Genomic DNA, 22,389 nt, shown 5'->3' on the forward strand with positions numbered 1-22,389 from the left:
ACACCCGTATGAATTTTGAACATTGACGATGCGACTAATTCGGGGTATTCGTTATCTGTGCCTGTGCAGATAGTGCAGACACTGTTTTCTTTCCACCAGACAAAAGAATGAGGGAAACGAGGCATGAAGAGACAGAAACGAGATCGCCTGGAACGGGCTCATCAACGTGGTTATCAGGCCGGCATCGCTGGACGTTCTAAAGAAATGTGTCCTTATCAGACGATAAATCAAAGGTCACAATGGCTTGGAGGCTGGCGAGAAGCCATCGGCGACAGGGCACTCATAGCCTGATAACGTCTCTTTTAAAAAAGAAACCTCCGCAATGCGGAGGTTTCGCCTTTCCGGGGGTGCAAAAAGCACGATCAGAACGCGGACGTGTCCTGGAACAGGCCAACCTTCAGGTCGCTTGCGCTATAGATCAGACGACCGTCGACCAGCACTTCGCCATCTGCCAGGCCCATAATCAGGCGGCGGTTAACGATGCGCTTGAAGTGAATACGATAGGTCACTTTCTTCGCTGTAGGCAGAACCTGGCCGGTGAATTTTACTTCGCCTACGCCCAGCGCGCGGCCTTTACCTTCACCACCCAGCCAGCCCAGATAGAAGCCAACCAGCTGCCACATCGCATCCAGACCCAGACAGCCAGGCATTACCGGATCGCCGATAAAGTGGCAACCGAAGAACCACAGGTCCGGGTTGATATCGAGTTCTGCTTCTACGTAACCCTTATCGAAGTTGCCGCCGGTTTCGGTCATTTTCACGACACGGTCCATCATCAGCATGTTCGGGGCCGGTAACTGTGGGCCTTTCGCGCCAAACAGTTCACCGCGACCAGAGGCAAGAAGATCTTCTTTTGTATAGGATTCGCGTTTATCTACCATGTTCTCAGTAAGCCTTATTTTAGTGAAGGACGCAGGATAGCTAACACGTGTACGCTGAACAAGTCCGATCAGTTCGAACTAAACCAGCCCAGCCAGCGTAACGGCCATGGATAACGATGACGAGCATCCTGCTGTGTCGCCTGAGCAATACGTTCCTGGATAGTCTGCATCAGGGTGGTTTGCCCTTCGCCATCCCATACCAGGTTTGTCAGTAAGGGTAGTGCATCCTCAATCCCTTCGATGGCCCAGATAGCGAACTGCTCTTGTTCAACCGCATCCAGGATCTCCTGACTGAGGCTTAAATGGCGTGCGTTGGGAGCCGGAATAATCACACCCTGCTTGCCGTTTAAACCGCGCTGCTGACAGATAGAGAAGAAACCTTCAATTTTCTCGTTGAGGCCACCCACAGGCTGTGCACGACCAAATTGATCCACCGAACCGGTGATCGCAATGTTCTGATTGATAGGCACTTCCGCCAGGGCGCTGATTAAGGCGCACAGTTCAGCCATAGAGGCGCTATCGCCATCCACTTCGCTGTAGGACTGCTCAAACGTCAGCGAGGCGGAGAAGGGGATCTGTTGCTCAAGCTGCAGTTCAGACATCAAAAACGCCTGCATGATCATCATGCCTTTGGCGTGAATGTTTCCGCCCAGCTCGGCTTTGCGTTCGATATCGGTAAATTCACCATCGCCAATATGCACAACGCAGCTGATACGGGATGGCTCCCCGAACGCGCGCGGATGGCCAGGAAATTCAATCACCGACAGGGCGTTAATCTGACCGACGCGTTCGCCTTCGGTTTCCACCAGAATTTGTTCCAGCAGAATTTCATCCTGCATACGGTCAGCAAGATAGCCTTCTCGCCACTCTCGTTGAGCCAGCATCTGGGTGAGTTGTTCTCCGGTGAACGCACCGTTACCGCTAATCACACCCACTTCACGCAGCTGCTTGCCGATCCAGAGCGGGCAGAGTGGCAGCGTTTCCTGGTCACCGGTATAGCGCACCGCTTCGCGGATCAGGCCTGGCCACGCGTCAGCCGCAGGCGTTGGCAGCGCAAATCGTTCGGCAACGGCCATCACCCACTGACACCACTGCGCCATATCGTCGGCATCGGCAATCTGGATATTGTCTTCGTATTCGCTATATACCGCCTGCTCAGCCAGTTCCGGCTCCATTTCCTGGAAATCCGCCAGCGATTCACGATCGCCCGTCAGCACGACGGTTAACGACAGCGGCATAGACGGAACAGAGACGGGCAGAGGACGGGACTCATCGTAGCCGACCCAGTCGAAACGCTGCTGGTGCACGATGGTTTTCAGACGCATCCACAGCAGCGGCTGCGAGAGCAGGGTACGCAGTGAGATAATCAGAACACCGCCATTTGCGCGATGTACCAGCCCCGGCTGCAGCGAAAGCTCGCCGTTAAACTGGCGCAGACAACCAAAGAGTTGTTCTGCCTCGACCCAGTTCGCGGTAATCACCTCGCCCTTGGCGGCAAAACGACCGTCGGCCTGTGCCGCCGGTTCGAAAGTGACATCATGTCCCGTAATACGATACTGGCCGCCAAAAACGGCATTCGCTTCCGGCTTTAACTGACGCACGGCATCCCCGAACAACGTCAGGTATTCCGCTTCTTCCGGGGCTTTGAGCAGCATAAAAGGCGCAGTTGCCCATGGGCTTAATACCTGCTCCAGCGCGTAATGCAAACGGGGCTGCGTATCGCTAAGGATGAATTCGTGTTCTTTTGCGAGATCTGGCTGTGCAAACAGTTCCTGATAACTTTCGGTATCCGGAACAAGGTCACGCCATGCAAGTTTCGTAATGGTCAAAGTTGATGTTTTTTAGTCAGATGTAAAAGCGTGGAGTATACCGTAAGCGGGGGGCTGTACCCAAGCAGGATTGGGGATTTCGACAGGGTGATTGGCTGCATTCACTCACAGGATATGATTTCTTTTCAGCAGATTGCTAAAAAACTGATATTCTGAACAGAGTTACGTGGTAACACTGAGATCGCAATGAAATATCAACAACTGGAAAATCTCGAAAGCGGCTGGAAATGGAAGTACCTGGTCAAAAAGCACCGTGAAGGGGAGCTGATCACCTGCTACATCGAAGCCAGCGCTGCACAAGAAGCCGTGGATATTTTGCTGACCCTCGAAAATGAACCGGTACAGGTTAACGGCTGGATTGAGAAACACATCAATCCAGCCTTGTTAAACCGGATGAAGCAAACTATCCGTGCGCGACGCAAACGGCATTTTAATGCTGAGCATCAGCACACACGCAAAAAATCAATCGACCTGGAATTTGTTGTCTGGCAGCGCCTGGCCGGGCTGGCGCAACGACGGGGCAAAACGCTGTCGGAAACCATCGTGCAGCTGATTGAGGATGCAGAACATAAAGAGAAATACGCCAACCAGATGTCGACACTGAAGAACGACCTTCAGGCGCTGTTGGGTAAAAAGTAGATTTTTTTACTTTTCTTCAGACAATAAAAAACCCCGCATTGCGGGGTTTTTTTATAAGACGATAACTTATGCCGCTGGCTGAGTTACAACGTCTTTGATGCCTTTAACTTCGATCTCTACGCGACGATCTGGAGCCAGGCAGTCGATCAGTGCAGCGCGAGCTTTCACGTTGTCACAGGTGTTGCCAGTAACTGGGTTAGATTCGCCCATACCACGTGGGGAGATCTTGTTAGCTGGGATACCTTTAGAGATCAGGTAATCAACAACAGACTGAGCACGTTTCTCAGACAGTTTCTGGTTGTAAGCGTCAGAACCGATACGGTCGGTGAAGCCCAGAACCACTACAGAACCGTCTTTAGGATCCAGGTTGCTCAGCTGGGTGTACAGCTGATCCAGTGCCTGCTGGCCTTCTGGTTTCAGAGTCGCTTTGTTGAAGTTGAACAGAACGTCAGACTTCAGAGTGAAGTGCTTGGTCTGTACTTCTGGAGCTGGAGCCGGCGCTGGAGCAACAACTGGTGCTGCTTCTTCCTGCTGGCCGAAACGGTAGGAAACACCTACGCTCAGCATGCCGTTGTCTGGACGAACACCAACGGTGTTGCCGTCGCCGATGTTGTTAACCCACTGGTATTCCAGACGGGTAGCGATGTCACGGGTCATAGCCCACTCAACGCCACCAGCGAATACTGGGGAAACACCGGTGTCATGGTCGTCGCCAGCGATGCTGTTGCTGGAGTCAGCGCGCCATACCATGCCGCCCAGACGGGTGTACACGTCCAGATCGTCAGTTACTGGGTAACCCAGTTTAGCGGTCAGCTGAACGCCCTGTGCTTTGAAAGCGCCGTTTACGGTGTCGCCTTTGTATGGCATACGACCTAACCAGTCGTAACCCATTTCAAAACCAACATACGGGTTAACCTGATAGCCACCGAACGCACCTGCACCAAGCTGGCTCTCGTGAGTTGGGCCATCATTGTTCAGGCTGCTGTTGTACCAGCCAGTGTCGTGGAACTGAGACCAGCCCAGTTTACCACCTGCATACCAGGTATTATCTTTCGGAGCGGCCTGCGCTACGGTAGCGAAGCCAGCCAGTGCCACTGCAATCGCGATAGCTGTCTTTTTCATTTTTTGCGCCTCGTTATCATCCAAAATTCGCCATGAAAGTCTCAAGAGAGAATCACGGTTAAATCCTTCACCGGGGGGCGTGGTCAAATATAAATCTACCGATATCTTCGGCTTAGGCCGAGCACCCCTGGCGATGTAAAGTCTACAACGTAGCTGAAAACTTACAAGTGTGAAGTCCGTCAGGCATATGAAAAAAAAAGTTCCGTATACCGATTATTTAACATTTTTCGAACGAATTTTGTGCAATAAAATGAAGGAGAACCGCACCAGACAAGCCTTGCCGCAATTTTGAGGTCGGGAACTAAAACCTCATCTTGCGGTCAAAAAAAATTCCAGGAAAAATCTTAATTTCACTCAATGATACAAATTTGAGTGAATTTTTAGCCCAGAAAGTTGTCCTCTGCGGTAAGAATCCGATCGAACCGGACGCATAATGAACCCGATCGCATTCCCTTCTTCAGCAGCTTCAGTCAGGCGGAAATGTTCCTCTTCCGTCAACTCTTCCGGTAACCAGCCAATCACCACGCTGTAATTCCCTGTGCGTAACGCGCGGATCATCGACTCAACGGTATCGCAAGGCGAGAGCTGATTAATCTGCATGACCTTGGTCAGCGGCAGGCCAGCGGACTGAACCCACTCGCGGCTCAGCTTTTGCTGTGGCGTGAGCCAAAGCTGCCAGCGCGATTGCTGACCGAGCTGTTGTAATAACGGCAGTAAAAGAAGTTGCGTTAACAAGGGCTGGTCTTCACGATAAACCACTTCACTGATAAGCCCTGTGGAAACACGCTCGACGGAATTCTGCGCGACATTGCCTGCGGCAGAAGAGAGAGAGATTGCGCGATTTGCATAGCCTGAAGTGTGCATATTCATTCCAGCCCTGTAGTTACTGTATGGATATACAGTAACCCCTGTATGCCCAAAGATCAACCTCATTTTCGGAAAGCGACTCGCAAAATTCATTCAATCTTGATGCCCCTCGAAAAATCATCTTGCTCAACGACGATAAGTTGCCTATTTTCCTGCTAACGGATCCGCTAGTAAGAAATTTTGTTGTTAGTCTATGATTCTGAAGGGAAATATCATGAAAAAGATATCTTATGAACGGATTTATAAATCCCAGGAATACCTGTCCCCGTTGGGCGAGATTCATCATCGCGCGCTGTTTGGCGGCTACACCCTGGCGGTGGATGATGCGGTCTTTGCCATGGTGTCCGATGGCGAACTTTATCTTCGTGCGTGTGAGGAGAGTGCAAAATACTGTGTAAAAAACGCCTCCTCCTTTTTGACGTTGATGAAGCGAGGCCGCCCGGTGCTGCTCAACTATTATCGTGTGGATGACGGATTATGGCAGGACAGGGAGCGGTTGCTTCAGCTCTCCTCGTTTGCGCTCAGTGCGGCAAGGAAAGAGCGCTACCAGCGTCACCAACGAAACCGTCTTAAGGATCTGCCGAACCTGACCTTTCAGCTTGAAGTCTTGCTCTTTGAAGCCGGTATCACCAATGAAGAAACGCTGCGGGCGCTGGGCGCCAGAGCGAGTTGGCTGAAGATGCGGGCTAAGAATAAAGCACTCAGTATTAAAGTTCTCTTTGCGCTGGAAGGGGCTATCGAAGGGCTGCATGAGGCGGCACTCCCGGCAGGCATCCGCCGGGAGCTGACGGAGTGGTTTAATGCGCTGCCTGAGCCACAGGAGAGTCGTTCCTCCAGGTAGCGATGTGCTGTTGCAGCCGGCAAATTTCAGGCAGCAGAGCGATAAGCAGGCCTATCTGCTGAAGAACCAGCGGCGCTTTGCTGTCGTTTCCCGGGTCAAGGTGCGCAATGCGTTGAGCCAGTTCATCCAGAGCCTGTTGCACACGCGGTTCATCGGCTGGGCGGTGATGCAGTGCATCATCGACATAGCAGACGGCGTCATCAAGGAGGTTGAGAATTCCCGGGTTGGTGAGCTTCTCACGGTGGGCCCCCAGCGTCGAAATATAGCTGGTGAACGTATGGTTAAGGCAAAGCAGGCGAAACGCGGTTTCACGAATCTCTGCCGTGGCGCGTGGCTCCGTTGACATATTAGAGACAACGGAGGCCAGTTCAGCATCACTGTTATGCGCGTCGCGACGTGCTATCCGGTAAGCCAGACGGTTATCGCGGCCCTGGTGATACTGCTCCAGAATAGCGTCAAGGTAACGACAGTTGGCATTCATCGCCCTGTCTACCACGCGCGGCAAATTGCGAAAACGCCAGTCCGGCCAGATAAAGCTGACCGCGGCCCAGGCGATCGCGCAGCCAATCAGCGTATCAATCACGCGGGGCAGGGCGACTTCAAACCCTTCACCCAACAGATTAAAGCAGAGCAGCACCAGCAGCGTGATGAACATGGTGGCATGGGCGTACTGCACGTTGCGAAACGCGAAAAACAGCACGCCAGTGATCACGATCAGAATCAGTTGCCCTTCGACGGAAGGCACGAAATAGAGCACCGGCAGGCCGATTGCGACGCCGACCAGCGTGCCGATAATGCGCAGCGCAAGACGGTGTCGGGTGGCGTTATAGTTCGGCTGACAGACGAACAGGCTGGTCAGCAGGATCCAGTAGCCATGATGCAGCCCGGTTATCTGGATAAAGGCATACCCCACGCACAGCACCAGCGACATTCTCACCGCGTGGCGGAAGAGAGCCGACTCCGGGGTAAAGTTGCGGCTCAGGCGAAGCCACATATCGCTAAAACCGTGCACGCTGTCATCAGCAAGCTGATTGTCCACTTCACTGCCCGGAAGCGCCATCGCCTGCTCGGACTCAATGGTCGCCAGCTGCGCGTCAATCGCCCGCAGGTTGTTCAGCAGAAAGCCCAGCGCTTTGATGTGTTCCGGTGACGTTCCGCTGGCCTGAACGCGGTCGAGCGCCGCGTCAAGATGACTGAAGACGCGTTCAAAACGTGGGTCATGCTGATAGGGCGTGCGCAGCAGAATGGAGCGCGAGAGCTGCTGGCACGCCTGGGACTGCATGGACAGCAGGCGCTGGAAGCGGAACATCACGTCGCTATAGCGGAACTTCTCGCGCAGGGCGGCATACTGCACGTGCGAGGAGCTGGCACGTTCATGAATGTCCTGGGCGGCAAAATAGTAGTGCAAGGTTCTTCGCGTTCCGCGCTGACCACGATCGCCACGCAGACGGGTCAGCAGAGAGGCTTTTGTCTGGTTGAGGGTGGCAACCAGCTGGCCATTAGCCAGCGCCAGATCGTAGAGCGGCGCCTGGCTTTCTTCCTCGATATCCGGGTCGAACAGCCGGGATTTCAGTTCCAGATAGTGGGCTAGCTGCTCAAAGCTGCGGGCAAGGTTGTCCTGCAGAGGGCGAACCGGGAAGAGCAGATGACCGGTTAAGGTCAGCAGGTTATACCAGATGGCACCGAGCAACAGCAGAACCGGCTGCTGGTACCACTGGTCGTAGAGGGATGCGCCCAGCATGGTGTAGATGGCGATCAGCAGGGCGCCAAATGCGATAGTGGCATAGCGCTGCCCAAGGCCGCCCAACAAAATAAACCCGCTGGTTGAGAGCGTCAGACCCAGGGCAAACAGCCAGGGCCAGGGGAAAAGTAACTCAACGGACGCTGAAGCAATAAAAAAGCAGACGAGCGTAATGACCAGGTTACGTAAACGTCCGGCCAGACGATCGTCCAGGTCCGCCAGCGCCCCGGCCACGACGCCCAGCGTGAGTGGGATGGTGAGCTTGACATCATTCAGCCACCAGGGCAGGGCAACCGTGCCGCAAAGCGCGATAAATATCCTGACGTTATAAAGCCAGGTGCTGTTCCAGGTATAACGGCGAAGCAGTGGGCTTAGCATAAACGCGGCCAGTCCTTAGTTACTGAAAACGACGACGCGCATTGGCTTCACGCGCCGCCTGGGCCACTTCGACCGGAACAACCCTGCGCCCGACGGGCCAAAGGGCGATCGCGGCGATCTTAAAGTTCGCGATCCCCACCGGAATACCAATAATCGTGATGCACTGCGCAATACCGGCAAAAATATGCATGATGCAGAGCCACCACCCGAAGAAAATCAGCCACAGAATGTTCAGCAGGGTTCCGCCCGTATTCATCAGGGCGTTTTTGTTCTCCGGATTCAGCTCGTCAACGTGGATGGCTTCATTCCCGTAGGGGACGAAGGAGAGTTTTGTGATTTCCCAGCAGGAGCGGGTCAGGGGGAGCGTAAAAATCAGGACGATGCTCACCAGCGTGGCAAAAAGCCAGGAAAGGGTGGTGGCAAAACCGCCCAGCACAAAATTCAACACATTCAGAACGGTACGCATAAACCCTCACTTCCTTTCGATAAAATTAACGCCCAATGATTGTAACGTTTTTTTAGGCTGGAGCACCTTAAAACTGGCAGTTACACTGTCAGGTAAATTATCTCTTCGTGGATTTGGCGGAACATGGAACTGAAAGCAACGTCGTTAGGCAAACGTCTGGCGCAACACCCATACGACCGGGTGGTTCTCCTTAATGCCGGGGTGAAAGTCTCCGGAGAACGCCACGAATACCTTATTCCGTTTAATCAGCTTCTGGCTATCCACTGCAAACGCGGGCTGGTGTGGGGCGAACTGGAGTTCGTACTGCCTGACGATAAAGTCGTGCGTCTTCACGGCACCGAGTGGGCAGAAACCCAGCGTTTTCATCATCACCTGAACGCGCTCTGGCAGCGGTGGAGTCAGGATATGAGCGTGATTGCCGCCGGGGTGCTTCAGAAGGTGCTGGACGATATCGCGCAAAGCAACGCGCAGCATTCGTGGCTCACCCGTCAGCAGACCGCCGGGCTACAGCAAAAAATCCGGCAGGCACTCTCGGCGCTGCCGATCTCCGTGACGCGTCTCGAGGAGTTTGACAACTGTCGCGACGCCTGGCGCCAGTGCCAGGCCTGGTTGAATGATAAGGATAAAAGCCGGCTCGCCCATAATAAGGCCTGGACGGACGCCATGCTCACCCAATACGCCGACTTTTTCAGTACGGTGGAGTCTTCGCCGCTCAACCCGGCCCAGGCGCGCGCGGTGGTTAACGGCGAGCAGTCGCTGCTGGTGCTGGCGGGGGCCGGTAGCGGTAAAACGTCGGTGCTGGTGGCCCGTGCCGGCTGGCTACTGACGACCGGGGAAGCGGTCGCCGATCAAATTCTGCTTCTGGCCTTTGGTCGCAAGGCGGCCCAGGAGATGGACGAACGGATCCAGGAACGTCTGCATACCCGGGATATCACGGCCAGAACCTTCCATGCCCTTGCCCTGTATATTATTCAGCAGGGCAGTAAAAAAGTGCCTGCTATCAGTAAGCTGGAAAACGACGCGCAGGCGCGTCAGGCGCTGTTTATCAAAACGTGGCGCCAGCAGTGCAGTGAGAAAAAGGCGCAGGCGAAAGGATGGCGTCAGTGGCTCGAGGAGGAGCTCAACTGGGACGTGCCGGAAGGCAGCTTCTGGCAGGATGACAAACTGGCGCGTCGGCTGGGTTCACGGCTTGACCGCTGGGTCAGCCTGATGCGAATGCACGGTGGAACGCAGGCAGAGATGATTGAAAGCGCGCCGGAGGCGATCCGCGATCTGTTTTCGAAGCGGGTCAAGCTGATGGCGCCGCTGCTGAAGGCCTGGAAAACCGCGCTAAAAGCGGAAAATGCCGTCGATTTTTCCGGCCTGATCCATCAGGCCATCATCATTCTTGAGAAGGGGCGTTTTGTCAGCCCGTGGAAGCATATTCTGGTGGATGAGTTCCAGGACATCTCTCCGCAGCGCGCAGCATTGCTCTCAGCGCTGCGGGCGCAAAATAAGCATACCTCGCTGTTTGCGGTGGGGGATGACTGGCAGGCCATCTATCGCTTCAGCGGGGCACAGCTTTCGCTGACGACCGCATTCCACCACTATTTTGGCGAAGGCGATCGCAGCGATCTGGACACGACCTACCGCTTCAATTCACGGATTGGTGAAATCGCCAACCGCTTTATCCAGCAGAACCCGCATCAGCTGGCAAAACCGCTCAATAGCCTGCGGCCAGGGGATAAAAAAGCCGTGACCCTGCTGGCGGACGATCAGCTGGAACCGCTGCTGGACAAGCTCAGCGGTTACGCGAAGCCCGATGAGCGTATCCTGGTGCTGGCGCGTTACCATCACCTCAAACCCGAGGCGCTGGAAAAGGCGGCCACCCGCTGGCCGAAGCTGCAGCTTGAATTTATGACGATTCACGCCAGCAAAGGGCAGCAGGCCGACTATGTGATTGTCATGGGGCTGAAAGAGGGCAGCGACGGTTTCCCGGCTCCGGCCCGCGAGTCGGTCATGGAGCAGGCCTTGCTGCCGGTGCCGGAAGACTTCCCGGATGCCGAAGAGCGGCGTTTGCTGTATGTGGCCATGACCCGCGCGCGCCATCGCGTGTGGCTGCTGTTCAATAAAGAGGAGCCATCCGTGTTTGTCGATATTTTGAAGAGTATTGATGTGCCGGTGGCGCGGAAGCCTTAACGAAGACGGGCAAGGATGGGTAGGCCGGGTAAGGCGTAGCCGCCACCCGGCAAAAAAAGCTACTTCAATCTCTCTGAAAGATAACGCTGATAGTCCGGAATAAGGATATCTACCGGTGAGTTAAACTGCGGCGATTCGATGATGAAATCCGCCGTCGAGAGGTTTGTCGCCACCGGAATATTCCACACCGTCGCCAGACGCAGCAGGGCTTTGACATCCGGGTCGTGCGGAACCGCGTTTAGCGGATCCCAGAAGAAGATCAGCACATCAATCTTCCCTTCGGAGATCTGCGCGCCGACCTGCTGATCGCCACCCATCGGGCCGCTCAGCATGGCGTTCACCTCCAGACCCGTTTCGCGCTGGATCAGGTTACCGGTAGTGCCGGTTGCCGACAGGGCGTGCTTTTCCAGCAAAGACTGATGGCGGCGAACCCAGTTAAGCAGCATTTGTTTACAGTGATCGTGCGCCACCAGAGCAATGTGTTTGCGTTCCGGGAGCGTGCGTGTTGTCAGTTCCATAATCATATCCATCAGGTTAACTGCCTACACGATGACGGGAACCGTTTGACGCTGCAAGAGAAAGGCGTAAAAAATGTGGCTTATGATGAAGGTTGTTGTTTTGCCCACTGTAAAAATCGGGCCCGCGTGTCGGCATCGGCCTGCTGGAACCAGAATTTAAGGCGTTGTTCCGTCAGGGTCTGGGACTGGGGAGGAATGACGTCCAGTTCTGAGACGCCGGAAAGCAGCGTACTGTCGTCAGCCATCATGGTGGCAAACTGAGGAAGCGACGCGCGTTTACCCGCTTTGTTATAGGTCTGCGTCGCGGCCTCGTAGTCCGGACCTTTCGGTGAGGTCGTCAGCGCCAGAATATCCAGCTTCACCGGAATCGGCATCGCATCCCCGTCCAGCAGTTCAATGCGGGGTGAAGCGTCGAAGGCCGCCGATTCCTTCTCGGTTTCAAGACGAGGCAGTGTAATGTTAACCTGACTGATTTGCCGGGTATTAAAGCTGACAATCAGCGGCGGGGAGATATACATCCTTTGCTCGTGATTCGCCAGACCGATCGATTTTTCCACCCGGAATACCAGCTGATGCGGCCCGTTATCCAATTCGATGCTGTCCGCACCGCGCAATAAGGAACTGGAGACCTTTTTTCCGTCCAGTACCAGGAGATCAATATCGGTAGAGAGCCGGAGCGTGGTAGCAAAAACGCAGACCGGCATCACTAACGCAATCAGAGCAGTGGCAATACCGGTTTTCATAGAAGGCTCCCGTCAGAAATCCTGTCGCCGCATTAATGTATCTAAATTTTTCGAGAATCATGTTTACTAACATATAGACATATTTCGCCGTTTTGCCCTCATGCGTCGGTATGGGATGGATGGTTGAGATGTGCGGTTTGGCGTACACTTTTAAAAAAGCCAGGAGAAAAACCATGAAAGAGAACGATATTGCCGAGATTCTGACATCCACGCGTACCATTGCGCTGGTGGGCGCGAGCGATAAACCCGATCGTCCAAGCTATCGGGTGATGAAATACCTTCTCGATCAGGGCTACCACGTCATCCCGGTCTCGCCAAAAGTGGCGGGGAAAACCTTACTGGGCCAGCAGGGTTATGCCACGCTCGCTGACGTGCCGGAAAAAATTGATATGGTTGATGTCTTCCGAAACTCCGAGGCCGCGTGGGAAGTGGCGCAGGACGCTATTGCCGTCGGGGCGAAAACGCTGTGGATGCAGCTGGGCGTGATTAACGAGCAGGCTGCGGTGCTGGCGCGGGATGCGGGGTTAAACGTCGTCATGGATCGCTGTCCGGCGATCGATATCCCCCGTCTGGGGCTGGCGAAATAATAAAAAAAAGCCCGTTCATCGGGCTTTTTTTACACGCTTAGTTCCGCAGGCGCGGAGCCTGTAACTGTTTGCGGATAGTCTGAGCAAGTTCATCCATAGTGGGTTGCTCCGGATGCTCTTCCTGCAGCTCGCTGCTTAGCTGCGCTTCAGCAAGATAGGTGTGAACGGGTTGTCCATCATCCCCCTCCATCACCACATGGTACCAGGGCGCGGCGCGAAGCTCTGCGTTCACCGCCAGCTCGTCTGCTGACGGTTCATCAAGGGAATACTCCGGGTCGATATCCACGACCACACCCAAATACCCGAGCAAAGTGTGGCGGACCTGCTGGCCGATACCGAATTTGCTGGCAATCATAGTCACCTCCCGGGAAATACGACTTACACGTTATGTGCGGGCAATATTTCTCTTTTCAAGTTACATGACGCGACAGGCAAACCCTTTCAGATACAGTCCTTCCGGGTAGGTAGCAATCACGGGGTGATCGGCTGCCTGACGGAACTGCTCTATAAATTGTACATCACGGCCAGCATCTATTGCGGCATCGGCGATGATTTTCTGAAATAAATCTGTGGTCATCAGGCCGGAGCAGGAGAAGGTGAGCAGAACTCCGCCCGGGTTCAGCAGCTGGATGGCCAGCATGTTGATATCTTTATACCCACGGCAGGCGCCCATCAGTTGGCTTTTGTTTTCCACAAACTTTGGCGGATCCATCACGATGACGTCGAACTTCTCGCCCTGGTCGCGGTATTTACGCAGCAGCTTGAAGACGTCGTCGCGTATAAATTCGGCTTTGCTCAGATCCAGTTTGTTCAGCTCGACGTTTTGTTTTGCCACGTCCAGCGCTTCCTGTGAGGTATCCACGCTGACCACCTGGGCACAGCCGCCCATCAGCGCCGAAACGGCGAAACCACCGGTGTAGGAGAAGCAGTTGAGCACGCGTTTGTCGGCAACGTACTGACGCGTAGCCAGACGACTGTCGCGCTGGTCGAGGTAATAACCCGTTTTGTGCCCGCCCTGAATATCCACCAGCAGCTTCATGCCGTGCTCTTCAATCGGCAGCAGGGCAGGCGGCAGTTCACCTGTGACCGGACCCTGCGTCAGCTCCATGCCCTCTTTTTTGCGCACCGCCACATCGCTGCGGTCGTAAATGGCGCACTGCGGGAACAGCGTTTGCAGGGCGCTAATCAGCGCAGCGCGCTGGTATTCCGCCCCGGCGCTCAGAAGCTGTAGCACCAGGAAGTTACCGAAGCGATCGATGGTCACGCCCGGCAGACCGTCAGATTCACCGGCAATCAGGCGGTAGCTGTCCAGCCCGTCGCGTTTTGCCAGCCACTCACGCCACTGCTGCGCCTGCTGCAGACGACGCACGAAGAAGTCGATGTCGATGGTTTCGTCTTTATCGAAGGTCCAGACGCGGGCACGGATCTGGGACGCTGGCGAGTAGGCGCCTCGCGCTAACCATTTCCCCTGGTGGTCCACGATATCAATGGTTTCACCGAGGCTGGCTTTGCCTTCCATACGGGCAACCGCGCCGGAAAAGACCCAGGGATGACGGCGCAGTAATGATTTCTCGCGCCCTTTGGCTAACACTAAACGTACACTCATAATTTGCTGTTCTGTCGATTTCAGGGAAATGGCGCGTAGAGTAGCACATCAAAACGGATCAGAGCTTGTTGAAATCATTTTCTGTTGTTCCTGATCGCGTCGCACATAAAATAATCAAAGCGATGGAGTAATTAAGCTCGTTACCGTTAAAAAGCCGGAGGGAATCAAAATGGATATTGCGTTACTAAATAAGGGAAGAAACAGGGCATGGTCTGAGACCATGGTTAATCTGGAGGCGCGTAAGCTCGTTGATACAGCCAACCAGTTATCAGCCTTCTACCTTCAGGACGGGCTTTGTCGTATCAAGTTTGTAGAAGAAATAAAACAGGTCGTTGAAAAGGAGTTTGCAACAGCGCGTCGTGCCAGAACAGATGAAGAATGTATGGTTTGCATCAAGAATCTTCGAGCTGAAACGGAAAATCTTCGTGAGCAAGAGCATCTGCTAAGAACCCGCGCCGCGCAGCTTTATGCAAAAGTCGAGTTTGTCAGGGAAAATAATAAAATTGTCGGATATGTCATTTCGGCAGTGAATGTTGTGCTATCAGGCGTCGTTTTGTTTGGTGGATTTGTGATGTTATCCACTATGGGGCCGATAGGCATGTTTGCAGGAGCTGTCCTTATTGCTGATGGAATTAACGGGTTGACCCGGGAAGTACTCAACTTTGATCTACCAGCAGGACAAAAACCTTCACAGGGAATGATTGCTGATACCGTTATGGAAACAGCTCAGTTTATGGGGTTCAGTCCCAACTCAGGATTGGCTTTTTATAACGGTGTTACTCTTGGTGCCAGTGTCTATAGTATCGCTGGACTAGCCCGAAAAACGGGAGCGTGGAGATTGTTTCGATGGCTTCCACACGATTACTATCGCAAAGTCAGTACGATGGGCGCGCCTAAACTCACGATGAAGATTGTCGGATATGGCGTTAAAGCCAAGGTCATTTTTGATCTGATAACAACAGATAACGGAACCCGTTAATCTCTGGTGCTTTTTCGGTAACGCCAGGATTTATACGACAGTACAGGAGGCTGTGCGAGAGTCATAATGCTTACCCCTATGATAATCGCCAGCCCCCACGCCAATGCTTTGAGAGGTGAACTGAAAACGACAAGTATAATCAGGATCGTGAAGCATACACTGGCTACCCAAAGTAAGGTATTAAATCGACGGGCGAGATCGTAAATCGCCTCTTCAAGCGTTCCACCGTATCTCTCAACGTTATTTTTTATCTTCTGCAAGTCAGACAGTGTGAAACCAGAACGCAACAGAGCTTCATCAGTGACATTCATATCGTTTTCCTTTCACGCAAAAAATCCCATTTACTGTTTATACACGTACATACTCACGGTGCGTAGAGTAGCACATTCAGCAAGGCGCAATCATCTGCGGATGCCGTTGAGCGTTTCGGCACAAAATCAAATCGCTTAGGCACATTGAGGCATTGTTGCGTGCTTTATCTTAGGGCTTCCGGTTCAGCAAAGGAAATACCCATGAAAAAGCGCAGTGTCATCACAATAGCCGCTCTGACGGCAATGAGTTTTCAGGTTTTCGCAGCAACGTCTTTCAGCATGACCAGCCGGGATATTTCCGGCGATCGGCGGTTAACGTTACCGCAGGTGTTTGAGGGATTTGGCTGCCACGGTGGGAATACCTCACCGCAGCTGGTGTGGGAAAATCCGCCTGCGGGTACGAAAAGTTTTGCCATTACGGTCTATGACCCGGATGCGCCTACCGGCAGCGGCTGGTGGCACTGGACCGTAGCCAACATTCCCGCGAAGACAATGACGCTGCCCGCTGGTGCCGGTAACCCAAATGGCGAAAAATTACCTGCTGGCGCTGTGCAGGGGCGTAATGATTTCGGTTATTCTGGATTCGGCGGCGCATGTCCCCCTACCGGGGACAAGCCTCACCGCTATCAGATGACCGTCTGGGCGCTGGACGTGGATAAACTGCCCATCGACAAAAATGCCAGCGGCGCGCTGGTCGGTTTTATGCTCAATAGTCACGTTCTGGCAAAGGCTCAGTTAACAGCAACCTACAGCAGATAAGGATGGCGGGGTGCAGGAGTTCCATTTTCGACATAAACATCTCACGGCGGGTGAAGTGAGTGCCAGCAAAATGCATCGCCTGCACCAGGTTAAGCTCTTTTTCCCGGCGATTTGCCATATCACTCACGGCAGTAAGGTGATTGTGCAGGACGATAACCGCCTGGTGGCCACCCGGGATGAACTCATCATTATCCCTGCCAATACGGCAATGGAGATCATCAATCAGCCTGCAAACGGTCTGTTTCACTCGGACTTGCTGATGTTATCGCCGGAAATCGTTGCCGAGTTTAAAGCGCATTACCTGAAATCCTGGCCGCGCATGACGTTACATTCGCTCTGTGCTCCGCTGAGCGAGGGGCTGGCGTTTATGTGGGATAACCTGCTGCACGCCGTGCGTCAGGAGTTACCGGAGGCGTTGCAAAAACATCAGGCCTTCGGTCTGTTGCTGGCATTGCTGCATGACGGCGTGGCAGGTCCGCTGCTTATTGAGCGAAACAATAACCTGACCGAGCAGGTGCGACAGTTCATCATGCTGTCGCCCGCCAGAGCCTGGACCGCGCAGGATGTCGCCAGCCGTCTCGCATTAAGCGTGCCGACGCTGCGCAGGCGGTTACGCGAGGAGTCACAGAGTTTTCGCCAGATTGTGGAGGAGGTGAGGATGGGCGTTGCGCTGTCACAGTTACAGTCAACCCGATTACCGATCGGCGAAATCGCATTACAATGTGGGTATCTGTCCAGCTCTCGTTTCACCGCCCGTTTTCGGCAACACTACGGCTGTTTGCCGAAAACGCTACGTTAAGGAGAAGAAGAATGTCAAAAGTCTGCACTATTGCCTGGGTTCACGGCCTCGTTCAGGGCGTCGGGTTCCGCTACAGCACCCAGCGCGAGGCTGTTCAGCTTGGGCTAACGGGATACGCGCGCAACATGGATGACGGCAGCGTTGAGGTGGTCGCCTGCGGCGAAGCGGAGCAGGTCGACAAGCTGGTGGCGTGGCTAAAGGCGGGCGGGCCGCGCAGCGCGCGGGTTGATAAGGTGCTAACGGAACCGCATCAACCCGGCCGGGAGTACGTTAACTTCGGTATTCGCTACTAAATGCACTTCACCGGTTTAGGCAGGCCGGCAATTTTGGTGGCCTGTTTTGCCGGGCCTTTCGGGAACAGACGATAGAGATAGCGGCTGTTGCCTTTCTCTTCACCGAACTTATTGGCCATCGCCTTGACCAGCATGCGGATGGCCGGAGAGGTGTTGAATTCAAGGTAGAACTCGCGGACAAAACGCACCACTTCCCAGTGTTCGGGGGAGAGGGTAATGCCTTCGTTTTCCGCAATTTTCTCCGCCAGCGGTTCGCTCCAGAGCGTCGTATCTTTCAGATAGCCTTCGCTATCGGTCTCAATTTCCTGGCCTGCAAAAATGAACATAATCTTCTGTCGTAGGTGAAAAATCGGCGACAGTGTAGCAAAAAAGCGGGCTCAGGATAAACCGTGACCTACAGGAGCAGCTGAAGCAGGTTGTTGGCATTGAGCTTCTTCAGCGCGTTGCATTTATGGGTTGAAACCTGTTTCTCCGACATGTGCGTCACGATGGCAATGTGGCGGACCGGCAACCCGGTCAGCATCAGATCGAGCACGTTGAATTCAGGAACGGTCAGGCAACAGTCCAGGCTTCGAACGCGACGCGGCTCTTTTGCCAGCAAATACGCCGCATCGGCAACGGCGATCCTGTCGTCGATGATATAAAGCGTTAGCGTACCGAAACGCTTGCGTAAATGCGTCGCCAGCGCCCACCCCTTTTCGTTGCAGACCAGATAAAGGCTGCCTTTCCAGCGGGCGGCTTCCAGCCTGAGCAAAATGTTGATCAGCGCCTGATGCGTCGCCGCCACGGAAAAACGGCAGCGGACGACCACCACGCGACGGGTAAGCAGCGTTGGCTGCCACTGTACGGTATCGCTTATGACCTCTGGCTGGACGCCCCGACGCAGCAGCGCATAGCGCAACCCTTCGGCGTAAAATCGATTATTGTCGAGAATGGCGTAACTCACGGTGACCTCGTTATAACGTGCTGGGCGTATAGATAACGCGCAGCGTGCCGGTATAGTCGCCTGCGTTTTTGCTGCTGGCGGCAAACGCAGGGGTTTTCAGGATAATAGGGGCAGGAATGCACAGTACGCTTTCGCGTCCGCCCGGCAGCACGACCTGACGCAGAAACTGCGGATCGTTAGTGCCCTGCCAGACCAGGGTTTTACCGTTCGCGACCGTTTCGGTTGCGCCTGTGATGGGATTAGTGACGGAGACCCGATAATCGAGTCGATCCCGCGCGTCGGTCTGGCTTCCACCGCGCCGCCTGATAGAAAACGCCCCTTCGGCACGCCCCTCTGAGGGAAGCCCGTCATCCTCAAAGCGCAGATAGGCGCGGGTGCTGGTGCTGTTTTTGCCGTCGTACAGGCACATATCCAGCGTGTTTTCCCCCTGGATCTCGCTGCCCCCGGGGCGCCCCGGGAAGTTGGTCAGGTTGAGGTTAACGATGGGCGTGGAGTGCGGAAAGGCCGGCAGATAGATCTGCTGGTTTCCTGGGTCGACTACCTCAATGCGAATATTGGCCTGCCATTTGGCGATGGTGAGATAGCCAGGACAGCCGACATTCACGTCATTGAAGTTCCCGCCGCAGTCGGCGCTTCCCCACTGGCGCAGGTTCTGCTTCAGCGTGGCGGTCCAGATCCCCGGCAGGGCGAGCTTATCCAGTTCGCTTTTCACGATATAGAAATCGAAGTAGGGCTCTCTGTTCCAGGCTGAGACGTCGACCGTTCCTCCTGTCACGAAGCTGGCGAAAGTAAACACTTTATTGTTGATAAACATGTAGTGATCGCCATACACCTTGATATCCACCGTCTTGCTGGTGAGGGCATGCGTAAAACGCAAGTTGATGGCATAAGGCGCAGCTGGGTTCGCCGAGAACCAGACCGGGGCGTTCATGCAGGCGCCGTTCGTGGTGTCAGTCCGGGACTCACAGGTCAGGGTGTTACGCCCCCACTTTTGCGGATCGGCGGGGTCATAACCACCCGATTCATGAAACCAGATGTCAAAACGCGCAGGCGGTGCCATACGATCGAAGCTGATCCCAACGCTGGAGTTTCGTCCCGCGGGAGCGCCCGCCAGCGTCTGGCCGGCCCACAGGCTTAATAACAGTAAAATAAAGAGGCACTTAATCACATCATTTCCCTTTAGTGAGGCTATCGGTATTCATGGCTGTCGGGCCAGCAGGGACCGACCGTCCGGCCAGCATCAGCTGCGCCTGCTGCTGGACAGCATCCGGCAGGGCGGAGAAGGTTAATTCCTTACAGGGAATCGAACCGACGTAACGCACGACGTCGCGCATACTCTTCACGTTCAGCGCGCACTGATAAAATTGCTGCTGACGCACCAGGTAGAGGTTATGCAGCAGGGCGTCGCTTTGCGCGCTAAACCCGCCGTTGCCAAGGTCGCTCCAGCCGTTCACGTTCAGCGGCACGCCGCCGATAAACGGCGAATGGTGCTCGTCGGTTAACTGGCCAAGCCAGGTGTAGCTTGCGGTCGTTTGCACGTCCCGGCGCAGCAGTTTGCCTGGCACCATAAACAGCGTTCTGCTGCCTGACCCTTGCGTGATTTCACTGCTGGCTCCCCGGGAGACGTCCAGCGATTCGTTAATCGTCAACGTCGTCTGCTGATAGCCCGGTACCGCGAAGAGGGCGCGGCTATTGCCCGGAATGTCTGCGCTCCCGCTGTTATCCAGCGACACGGCGACGCGCGGATCCTGAGCATCTTCCGGCGTCGCCACGTTCACCGCGACGGCGGAAGCAGGGCGACCGTCGCTCCAGCGGCCCAGCCACAGGCCAGAGCGGGACAGCGCGAGCGTTGAGCTGTAGTTGCCGCTGCTGCTCAGCGTATGGCGACGATCCTGACGATCCCAGGCGTCGCTGACGGTCAGGCTTCCGTTGCCATATCGTCCTCCCTGGCGCGTATAGGCTGAGGTATTCAGCGAGTCGCTGTTAATGCCCGACGCGCTGAGGCCGTACTCATTTTCACCGCGGGCATCGGCATACCAGTTATGCGCCACGCTGTAGCTCAGCTGGTTTTTTTCACGCTGCTGGTGCTGCCATGTCGCGCCCAGAGAGGTGTAGCTTGAGGCATCACCCTGACGGTTATGCGCCATGGACAGGCTCACGCTCAGGTAGCCGCCTTTATCCCTGCCGTCGCGGGCGTCATCGTTACGCATAAACAGGTTAATGCTGCTGTTAATGTTCAGGCCTCGGGTGCTAAAGGCATTGCTCAGGCCAGCCTGCCAGGCCCGCGTGCGCGAGCGGGTCATATAGACCGATTCCCACGGCAGACCCGCATCGTGGCGATTGTCACTGTTCGGCAGTTCCCGGCGTGAAACGTACCGGCCTTCGTTGCGGTTATCTGAATACCCCAGGCTCGCATACCAGGCGCCGACCGGGACGGAGAACATCACCGAGAGGGTGCGATAACAGCCATTCACGGCGTCAAATCCCGCGCTTTGGGTGTTGCAGTTTTCAACGGATAACGCGTTGCGATAGACGCTCAAAGAAAAACCGTCGTTGTAGCTGATTTGCTGAATATTGCCGCGCTGGCCTTCGCTGCCGTAGAGGTAGCTAAACCGGGTACTCAGCACGCCATCGATCGGGCCCGCGTTGAAGCCCCGGCTCCAGTCGAGCGCGTTCTCCAGGAAACGCTGGTTTTTCTTGAACGTTGCGCCGCTGGTCAGCGCCAGCGTCGGGGTCACGGGCAGACGAACGCCCGCCTGCGCAACCGCGCGGCGTTCTTCGTTTTGATCGCTGTTGTCGGTTTCGCCCGCCTGCAGGAACCACTCGACGCGGTCAAATGGCGTAATGCCGGTTCGGGTAAACGGCACCTGCTCGGTGCGCGTCAGCCGGTTATTTTCATAGATGGAGAGCGTCACGGTGTAGCTCCCGTCCGGGAACGAACGCGTGTCCAGGGTTTGCGCCCCGGCATTCAGATAGAAGCTCGCCAGTAGCTGATTTCCCCGGCGGGCATCGATACGCGCATCATGGGAAAGCAGCACGGTAACAGGGGTTCCCTTCGACTGCTGAACCGGGTTCATCCATGCTCGTGTTGAACCCGTGCGCAGGCCGCGAATTTTGCCCAGCGGCAGCTGGCTGAGGTTGATATTTCCGCCCGCGTTACTGAACAGATCGCGGGTATCCATCTCACCTAACTGGACATAGTACTGACGCAGGATATCCTGGCGGAACCAGGCGTTGTTGACGGTGACCTCCTGCTGCTGCTGGTGCCGTGAACGCTGCCCCAGCCAGGTCCAGTCGAGATTCACATAGCCGTCATGGGTGAGCGCCAGCGCGCCGTTGCCCTGCACGGTTGCCGACTGATAATCCCTGTCGGCCACGAAGTTAATGTTCTGCTGATGGATCAGCGCATTTTCGGTGCCCTGAGTGGGCTGATACCATTGATTCTCTGCCGTCTGCTTAGGTAGATATTTCTTGTCCAGGAATAGGTTAATGCGGGCGTTATTCTCGTCATAAATAATGGCCGCGCGGTCGGTATTGATGTAATCACAGCCCGTTGCGGAGCCGTTACTGCTGCAGGCCAGGTTGCCGTTACGGGCAAGCGGAACGGCCAGCGCGGCAGACACGGTGGCAACGAGGGATGGGTCGTCATTAAACCGGCGTTTGATGGCCGCTACCACGGTTTCAGGTGCGACAAAGCTGACCGTTTCAAGCGTGATATCCGTTTCAAAAAGGCCCAGCGCCTCGCCGTAGAGGTTCACCTCTGTCCACAGGCGCTGCGTCTTCGCCAGGTCTTCAAAACCTGGCGGGACGGCCATCCCTGCGCAGGCGAGTTGGATGGAAGCGGGTAACAAAGCAACAAAGAGGAGGGTATTTCTGTGAAACGCCATGAACGAGCCTCGACATCAT

24 protein-coding genes are annotated in these 22,389 nt (G+C 54.9%); 9 read left to right on the forward strand and 15 right to left on the reverse strand.

Annotation, left to right across the window (positions count from 1 at the left end):
- Positions 1-123: 123 nt before the first annotated feature.
- A complete protein-coding gene (rmf, locus tag V1572_RS10430; protein ID WP_013097261.1) occupies positions 124-291 on the forward strand; it encodes a ribosome modulation factor in 168 nt (55 codons plus the stop codon).
- Positions 292-362: 71 nt separating this feature from the next.
- Here the strand turns inward: rmf and fabA are convergent, their stop codons facing one another.
- Together fabA and V1572_RS10440 are read right to left on the reverse strand one after the other, a co-directional pair.
- Positions 363-881 (reverse strand): 3-hydroxyacyl-[acyl-carrier-protein] dehydratase FabA, encoded by a 519-nt coding sequence (fabA, locus tag V1572_RS10435; protein WP_008499931.1) that lies wholly within the window; start codon positions 879-881, stop codon positions 363-365.
- A 68-nt stretch (positions 882-949) separates the two neighbouring features.
- Positions 950-2,710, reverse strand: a complete 1,761-nt coding sequence (locus tag V1572_RS10440; RefSeq protein ID WP_196352640.1) for a Lon protease family protein — start codon at positions 2,708-2,710, stop codon at positions 950-952.
- Positions 2,711-2,896: 186 nt separating this feature from the next.
- Here V1572_RS10440 and matP point away from each other — a divergent pair, with 186 nt between their 5' ends.
- Positions 2,897-3,349 carry a macrodomain Ter protein MatP gene (gene matP / locus V1572_RS10445; RefSeq protein WP_008499929.1) on the forward strand — a complete coding sequence of 151 codons (453 nt, stop codon included), beginning with the start codon at positions 2,897-2,899 and terminating at the stop codon, positions 3,347-3,349.
- Positions 3,350-3,415: 66 nt separating this feature from the next.
- On the opposite strand, the gene ompA is transcribed toward matP, so the two are convergent.
- Positions 3,416-4,471 carry a porin OmpA gene (gene ompA, locus V1572_RS10450; RefSeq protein WP_008499928.1) on the reverse strand — a complete coding sequence of 352 codons (1,056 nt, stop codon included), beginning with the start codon at positions 4,469-4,471 and terminating at the stop codon, positions 3,416-3,418.
- A 354-nt stretch (positions 4,472-4,825) separates the two neighbouring features.
- Positions 4,826-5,335, reverse strand: coding sequence for an SOS-induced cell division inhibitor SulA (sulA, locus tag V1572_RS10455; RefSeq protein WP_032637628.1), 510 nt, complete (start codon positions 5,333-5,335; stop codon positions 4,826-4,828).
- 217 nt (positions 5,336-5,552) lie between these two features.
- Between sulA and V1572_RS10460 the strand changes: the two genes are divergently transcribed.
- Positions 5,553-6,179, forward strand: coding sequence for a TfoX/Sxy family DNA transformation protein (locus V1572_RS10460; protein WP_023618860.1), 627 nt, complete (start codon positions 5,553-5,555; stop codon positions 6,177-6,179).
- On the opposite strand, the gene yccS is transcribed toward V1572_RS10460, so the two are convergent.
- Both yccS and V1572_RS10470 read right to left on the reverse strand, forming a co-directional pair.
- Positions 6,136-8,298 carry a YccS family putative transporter gene (gene yccS, locus V1572_RS10465; RefSeq protein ID WP_111966972.1) on the reverse strand — a complete coding sequence of 721 codons (2,163 nt, stop codon included), beginning with the start codon at positions 8,296-8,298 and terminating at the stop codon, positions 6,136-6,138. The genes V1572_RS10460 and yccS overlap by 44 nt on opposite strands.
- Before the next feature lie 19 nt (positions 8,299-8,317).
- Positions 8,318-8,764 carry a YccF domain-containing protein gene (locus V1572_RS10470; RefSeq protein WP_023343701.1) on the reverse strand — a complete coding sequence of 149 codons (447 nt, stop codon included), beginning with the start codon at positions 8,762-8,764 and terminating at the stop codon, positions 8,318-8,320.
- 123 nt (positions 8,765-8,887) lie between these two features.
- On the opposite strand from V1572_RS10470, the gene helD reads away from it, so the two are divergent.
- Positions 8,888-10,942, forward strand: coding sequence for a DNA helicase IV (gene helD, locus V1572_RS10475; protein ID WP_395299934.1), 2,055 nt, complete (start codon positions 8,888-8,890; stop codon positions 10,940-10,942).
- Positions 10,943-11,001: 59 nt separating this feature from the next.
- On the opposite strand, the gene mgsA is transcribed toward helD, so the two are convergent.
- Together mgsA and csgI are read right to left on the reverse strand one after the other, a co-directional pair.
- Complete coding sequence (mgsA, locus tag V1572_RS10480; protein WP_008499922.1) at positions 11,002-11,460, reverse strand: methylglyoxal synthase; 459 nt, start codon at positions 11,458-11,460, stop codon at positions 11,002-11,004.
- An 80-nt stretch (positions 11,461-11,540) separates the two neighbouring features.
- On the reverse strand, positions 11,541-12,203 hold the full coding sequence (gene csgI, locus V1572_RS10485; protein ID WP_045908361.1) for a curli synthesis inhibitor: 663 nt from the start codon (positions 12,201-12,203) through the stop codon (positions 11,541-11,543).
- 173 nt (positions 12,204-12,376) lie between these two features.
- On the opposite strand from csgI, the gene V1572_RS10490 reads away from it, so the two are divergent.
- The gene (locus V1572_RS10490) at positions 12,377-12,790 is read left to right on the forward strand and encodes a CoA-binding protein (protein ID WP_008499920.1); all 414 of its coding nucleotides are present in this window, start codon (positions 12,377-12,379) and stop codon (positions 12,788-12,790) included.
- Between the two features lie 37 nt (positions 12,791-12,827).
- On the opposite strand, the gene hspQ is transcribed toward V1572_RS10490, so the two are convergent.
- Both hspQ and rlmI read right to left on the reverse strand, forming a co-directional pair.
- The gene (gene hspQ, locus V1572_RS10495) at positions 12,828-13,145 is read right to left on the reverse strand and encodes a heat shock protein HspQ (protein WP_008499919.1); all 318 of its coding nucleotides are present in this window, start codon (positions 13,143-13,145) and stop codon (positions 12,828-12,830) included.
- Between the two features lie 60 nt (positions 13,146-13,205).
- Positions 13,206-14,396, reverse strand: coding sequence for a 23S rRNA (cytosine(1962)-C(5))-methyltransferase RlmI (gene rlmI, locus V1572_RS10500; protein ID WP_045908360.1), 1,191 nt, complete (start codon positions 14,394-14,396; stop codon positions 13,206-13,208).
- Between the two features lie 169 nt (positions 14,397-14,565).
- Here rlmI and V1572_RS10505 point away from each other — a divergent pair, with 169 nt between their 5' ends.
- Complete coding sequence (locus V1572_RS10505; protein WP_048027254.1) at positions 14,566-15,375, forward strand: DUF4225 domain-containing protein; 810 nt, start codon at positions 14,566-14,568, stop codon at positions 15,373-15,375.
- Here V1572_RS10505 and V1572_RS10510 read toward each other — a convergent pair.
- Complete coding sequence (locus V1572_RS10510; protein WP_047071946.1) at positions 15,372-15,686, reverse strand: hypothetical protein; 315 nt, start codon at positions 15,684-15,686, stop codon at positions 15,372-15,374. The genes V1572_RS10505 and V1572_RS10510 overlap by 4 nt on opposite strands.
- 201 nt (positions 15,687-15,887) lie before the next feature.
- On the opposite strand from V1572_RS10510, the gene V1572_RS10515 reads away from it, so the two are divergent.
- Genes V1572_RS10515 through yccX form a run of 3 tightly spaced genes read left to right on the forward strand, consistent with a single transcriptional unit; the run spans position 15,888 to position 17,537 of the window.
- The gene (locus V1572_RS10515; RefSeq protein WP_395299935.1) at positions 15,888-16,445 is read left to right on the forward strand and encodes a kinase inhibitor; all 558 of its coding nucleotides are present in this window, start codon (positions 15,888-15,890) and stop codon (positions 16,443-16,445) included.
- Between the two features lie 10 nt (positions 16,446-16,455).
- Positions 16,456-17,244, forward strand: a complete 789-nt coding sequence (locus V1572_RS10520) for an AraC family transcriptional regulator (RefSeq protein WP_262801897.1) — start codon at positions 16,456-16,458, stop codon at positions 17,242-17,244.
- A gap of 11 nt (positions 17,245-17,255) precedes the next feature.
- Positions 17,256-17,537, forward strand: a complete 282-nt coding sequence (gene yccX / locus V1572_RS10525) for an acylphosphatase (protein WP_196346086.1) — start codon at positions 17,256-17,258, stop codon at positions 17,535-17,537.
- Here the strand turns inward: yccX and tusE are convergent.
- The 4 genes from tusE to V1572_RS10545 all read right to left on the reverse strand — a co-directional run bounded on the left by tusE (position 17,534) and on the right by V1572_RS10545 (position 22,370).
- Positions 17,534-17,863 carry a sulfurtransferase TusE gene (tusE, locus tag V1572_RS10530; protein ID WP_008499913.1) on the reverse strand — a complete coding sequence of 110 codons (330 nt, stop codon included), beginning with the start codon at positions 17,861-17,863 and terminating at the stop codon, positions 17,534-17,536. The genes yccX and tusE overlap by 4 nt on opposite strands.
- A 68-nt stretch (positions 17,864-17,931) precedes the next feature.
- Positions 17,932-18,483 (reverse strand): LuxR C-terminal-related transcriptional regulator, encoded by a 552-nt coding sequence (locus V1572_RS10535; RefSeq protein ID WP_023617861.1) that lies wholly within the window; start codon positions 18,481-18,483, stop codon positions 17,932-17,934.
- Between the two features lie 10 nt (positions 18,484-18,493).
- Entirely contained in the window at positions 18,494-19,651 is a 1,158-nt protein-coding gene (locus tag V1572_RS10540; protein ID WP_395299936.1) for a CfaE/CblD family pilus tip adhesin, read from the reverse strand.
- A 1-nt stretch (position 19,652) separates the two neighbouring features.
- Complete coding sequence (locus V1572_RS10545) at positions 19,653-22,370, reverse strand: TcfC E-set like domain-containing protein (protein ID WP_395299937.1); 2,718 nt, start codon at positions 22,368-22,370, stop codon at positions 19,653-19,655.
- Between the last annotated feature and the right edge of the window lie 19 nt (positions 22,371-22,389).

It is taken from the genome of Enterobacter quasiroggenkampii, assembly GCF_043972695.1.
GTDB lineage: Bacteria > Pseudomonadota > Gammaproteobacteria > Enterobacterales > Enterobacteriaceae > Enterobacter > Enterobacter quasiroggenkampii.

Coding starts and splice junctions, on each gene's coding strand:
- tusE (WP_008499913.1), bottom strand. CDS start 17,863: ATGTTCATTTTTGCAGGCCAGGAAATTGAGACCGATAGCGAAGGCTAT.
- V1572_RS10515 (WP_395299935.1), top strand. CDS start 15,888: ATGAAAAAGCGCAGTGTCATCACAATAGCCGCTCTGACGGCAATGAGT.
- V1572_RS10470 (WP_023343701.1), bottom strand. CDS start 8,764: ATGCGTACCGTTCTGAATGTGTTGAATTTTGTGCTGGGCGGTTTTGCC.
- V1572_RS10545 (WP_395299937.1), bottom strand. CDS start 22,370: ATGGCGTTTCACAGAAATACCCTCCTCTTTGTTGCTTTGTTACCCGCT.
- rmf (WP_013097261.1), top strand. CDS start 124: ATGAAGAGACAGAAACGAGATCGCCTGGAACGGGCTCATCAACGTGGT.
- fabA (WP_008499931.1), bottom strand. CDS start 881: ATGGTAGATAAACGCGAATCCTATACAAAAGAAGATCTTCTTGCCTCT.
- sulA (WP_032637628.1), bottom strand. CDS start 5,335: ATGCACACTTCAGGCTATGCAAATCGCGCAATCTCTCTCTCTTCTGCC.
- V1572_RS10490 (WP_008499920.1), top strand. CDS start 12,377: ATGAAAGAGAACGATATTGCCGAGATTCTGACATCCACGCGTACCATT.
- yccX (WP_196346086.1), top strand. CDS start 17,256: ATGTCAAAAGTCTGCACTATTGCCTGGGTTCACGGCCTCGTTCAGGGC.
- V1572_RS10460 (WP_023618860.1), top strand. CDS start 5,553: ATGAAAAAGATATCTTATGAACGGATTTATAAATCCCAGGAATACCTG.
- hspQ (WP_008499919.1), bottom strand. CDS start 13,145: ATGATTGCCAGCAAATTCGGTATCGGCCAGCAGGTCCGCCACACTTTG.
- V1572_RS10505 (WP_048027254.1), top strand. CDS start 14,566: ATGGATATTGCGTTACTAAATAAGGGAAGAAACAGGGCATGGTCTGAG.
- mgsA (WP_008499922.1), bottom strand. CDS start 11,460: ATGGAACTGACAACACGCACGCTCCCGGAACGCAAACACATTGCTCTG.
- matP (WP_008499929.1), top strand. CDS start 2,897: ATGAAATATCAACAACTGGAAAATCTCGAAAGCGGCTGGAAATGGAAG.
- rlmI (WP_045908360.1), bottom strand. CDS start 14,396: ATGAGTGTACGTTTAGTGTTAGCCAAAGGGCGCGAGAAATCATTACTG.
- helD (WP_395299934.1), top strand. CDS start 8,888: ATGGAACTGAAAGCAACGTCGTTAGGCAAACGTCTGGCGCAACACCCA.
- csgI (WP_045908361.1), bottom strand. CDS start 12,203: ATGAAAACCGGTATTGCCACTGCTCTGATTGCGTTAGTGATGCCGGTC.
- yccS (WP_111966972.1), bottom strand. CDS start 8,298: ATGCTAAGCCCACTGCTTCGCCGTTATACCTGGAACAGCACCTGGCTT.
- ompA (WP_008499928.1), bottom strand. CDS start 4,471: ATGAAAAAGACAGCTATCGCGATTGCAGTGGCACTGGCTGGCTTCGCT.
- V1572_RS10510 (WP_047071946.1), bottom strand. CDS start 15,686: ATGAATGTCACTGATGAAGCTCTGTTGCGTTCTGGTTTCACACTGTCT.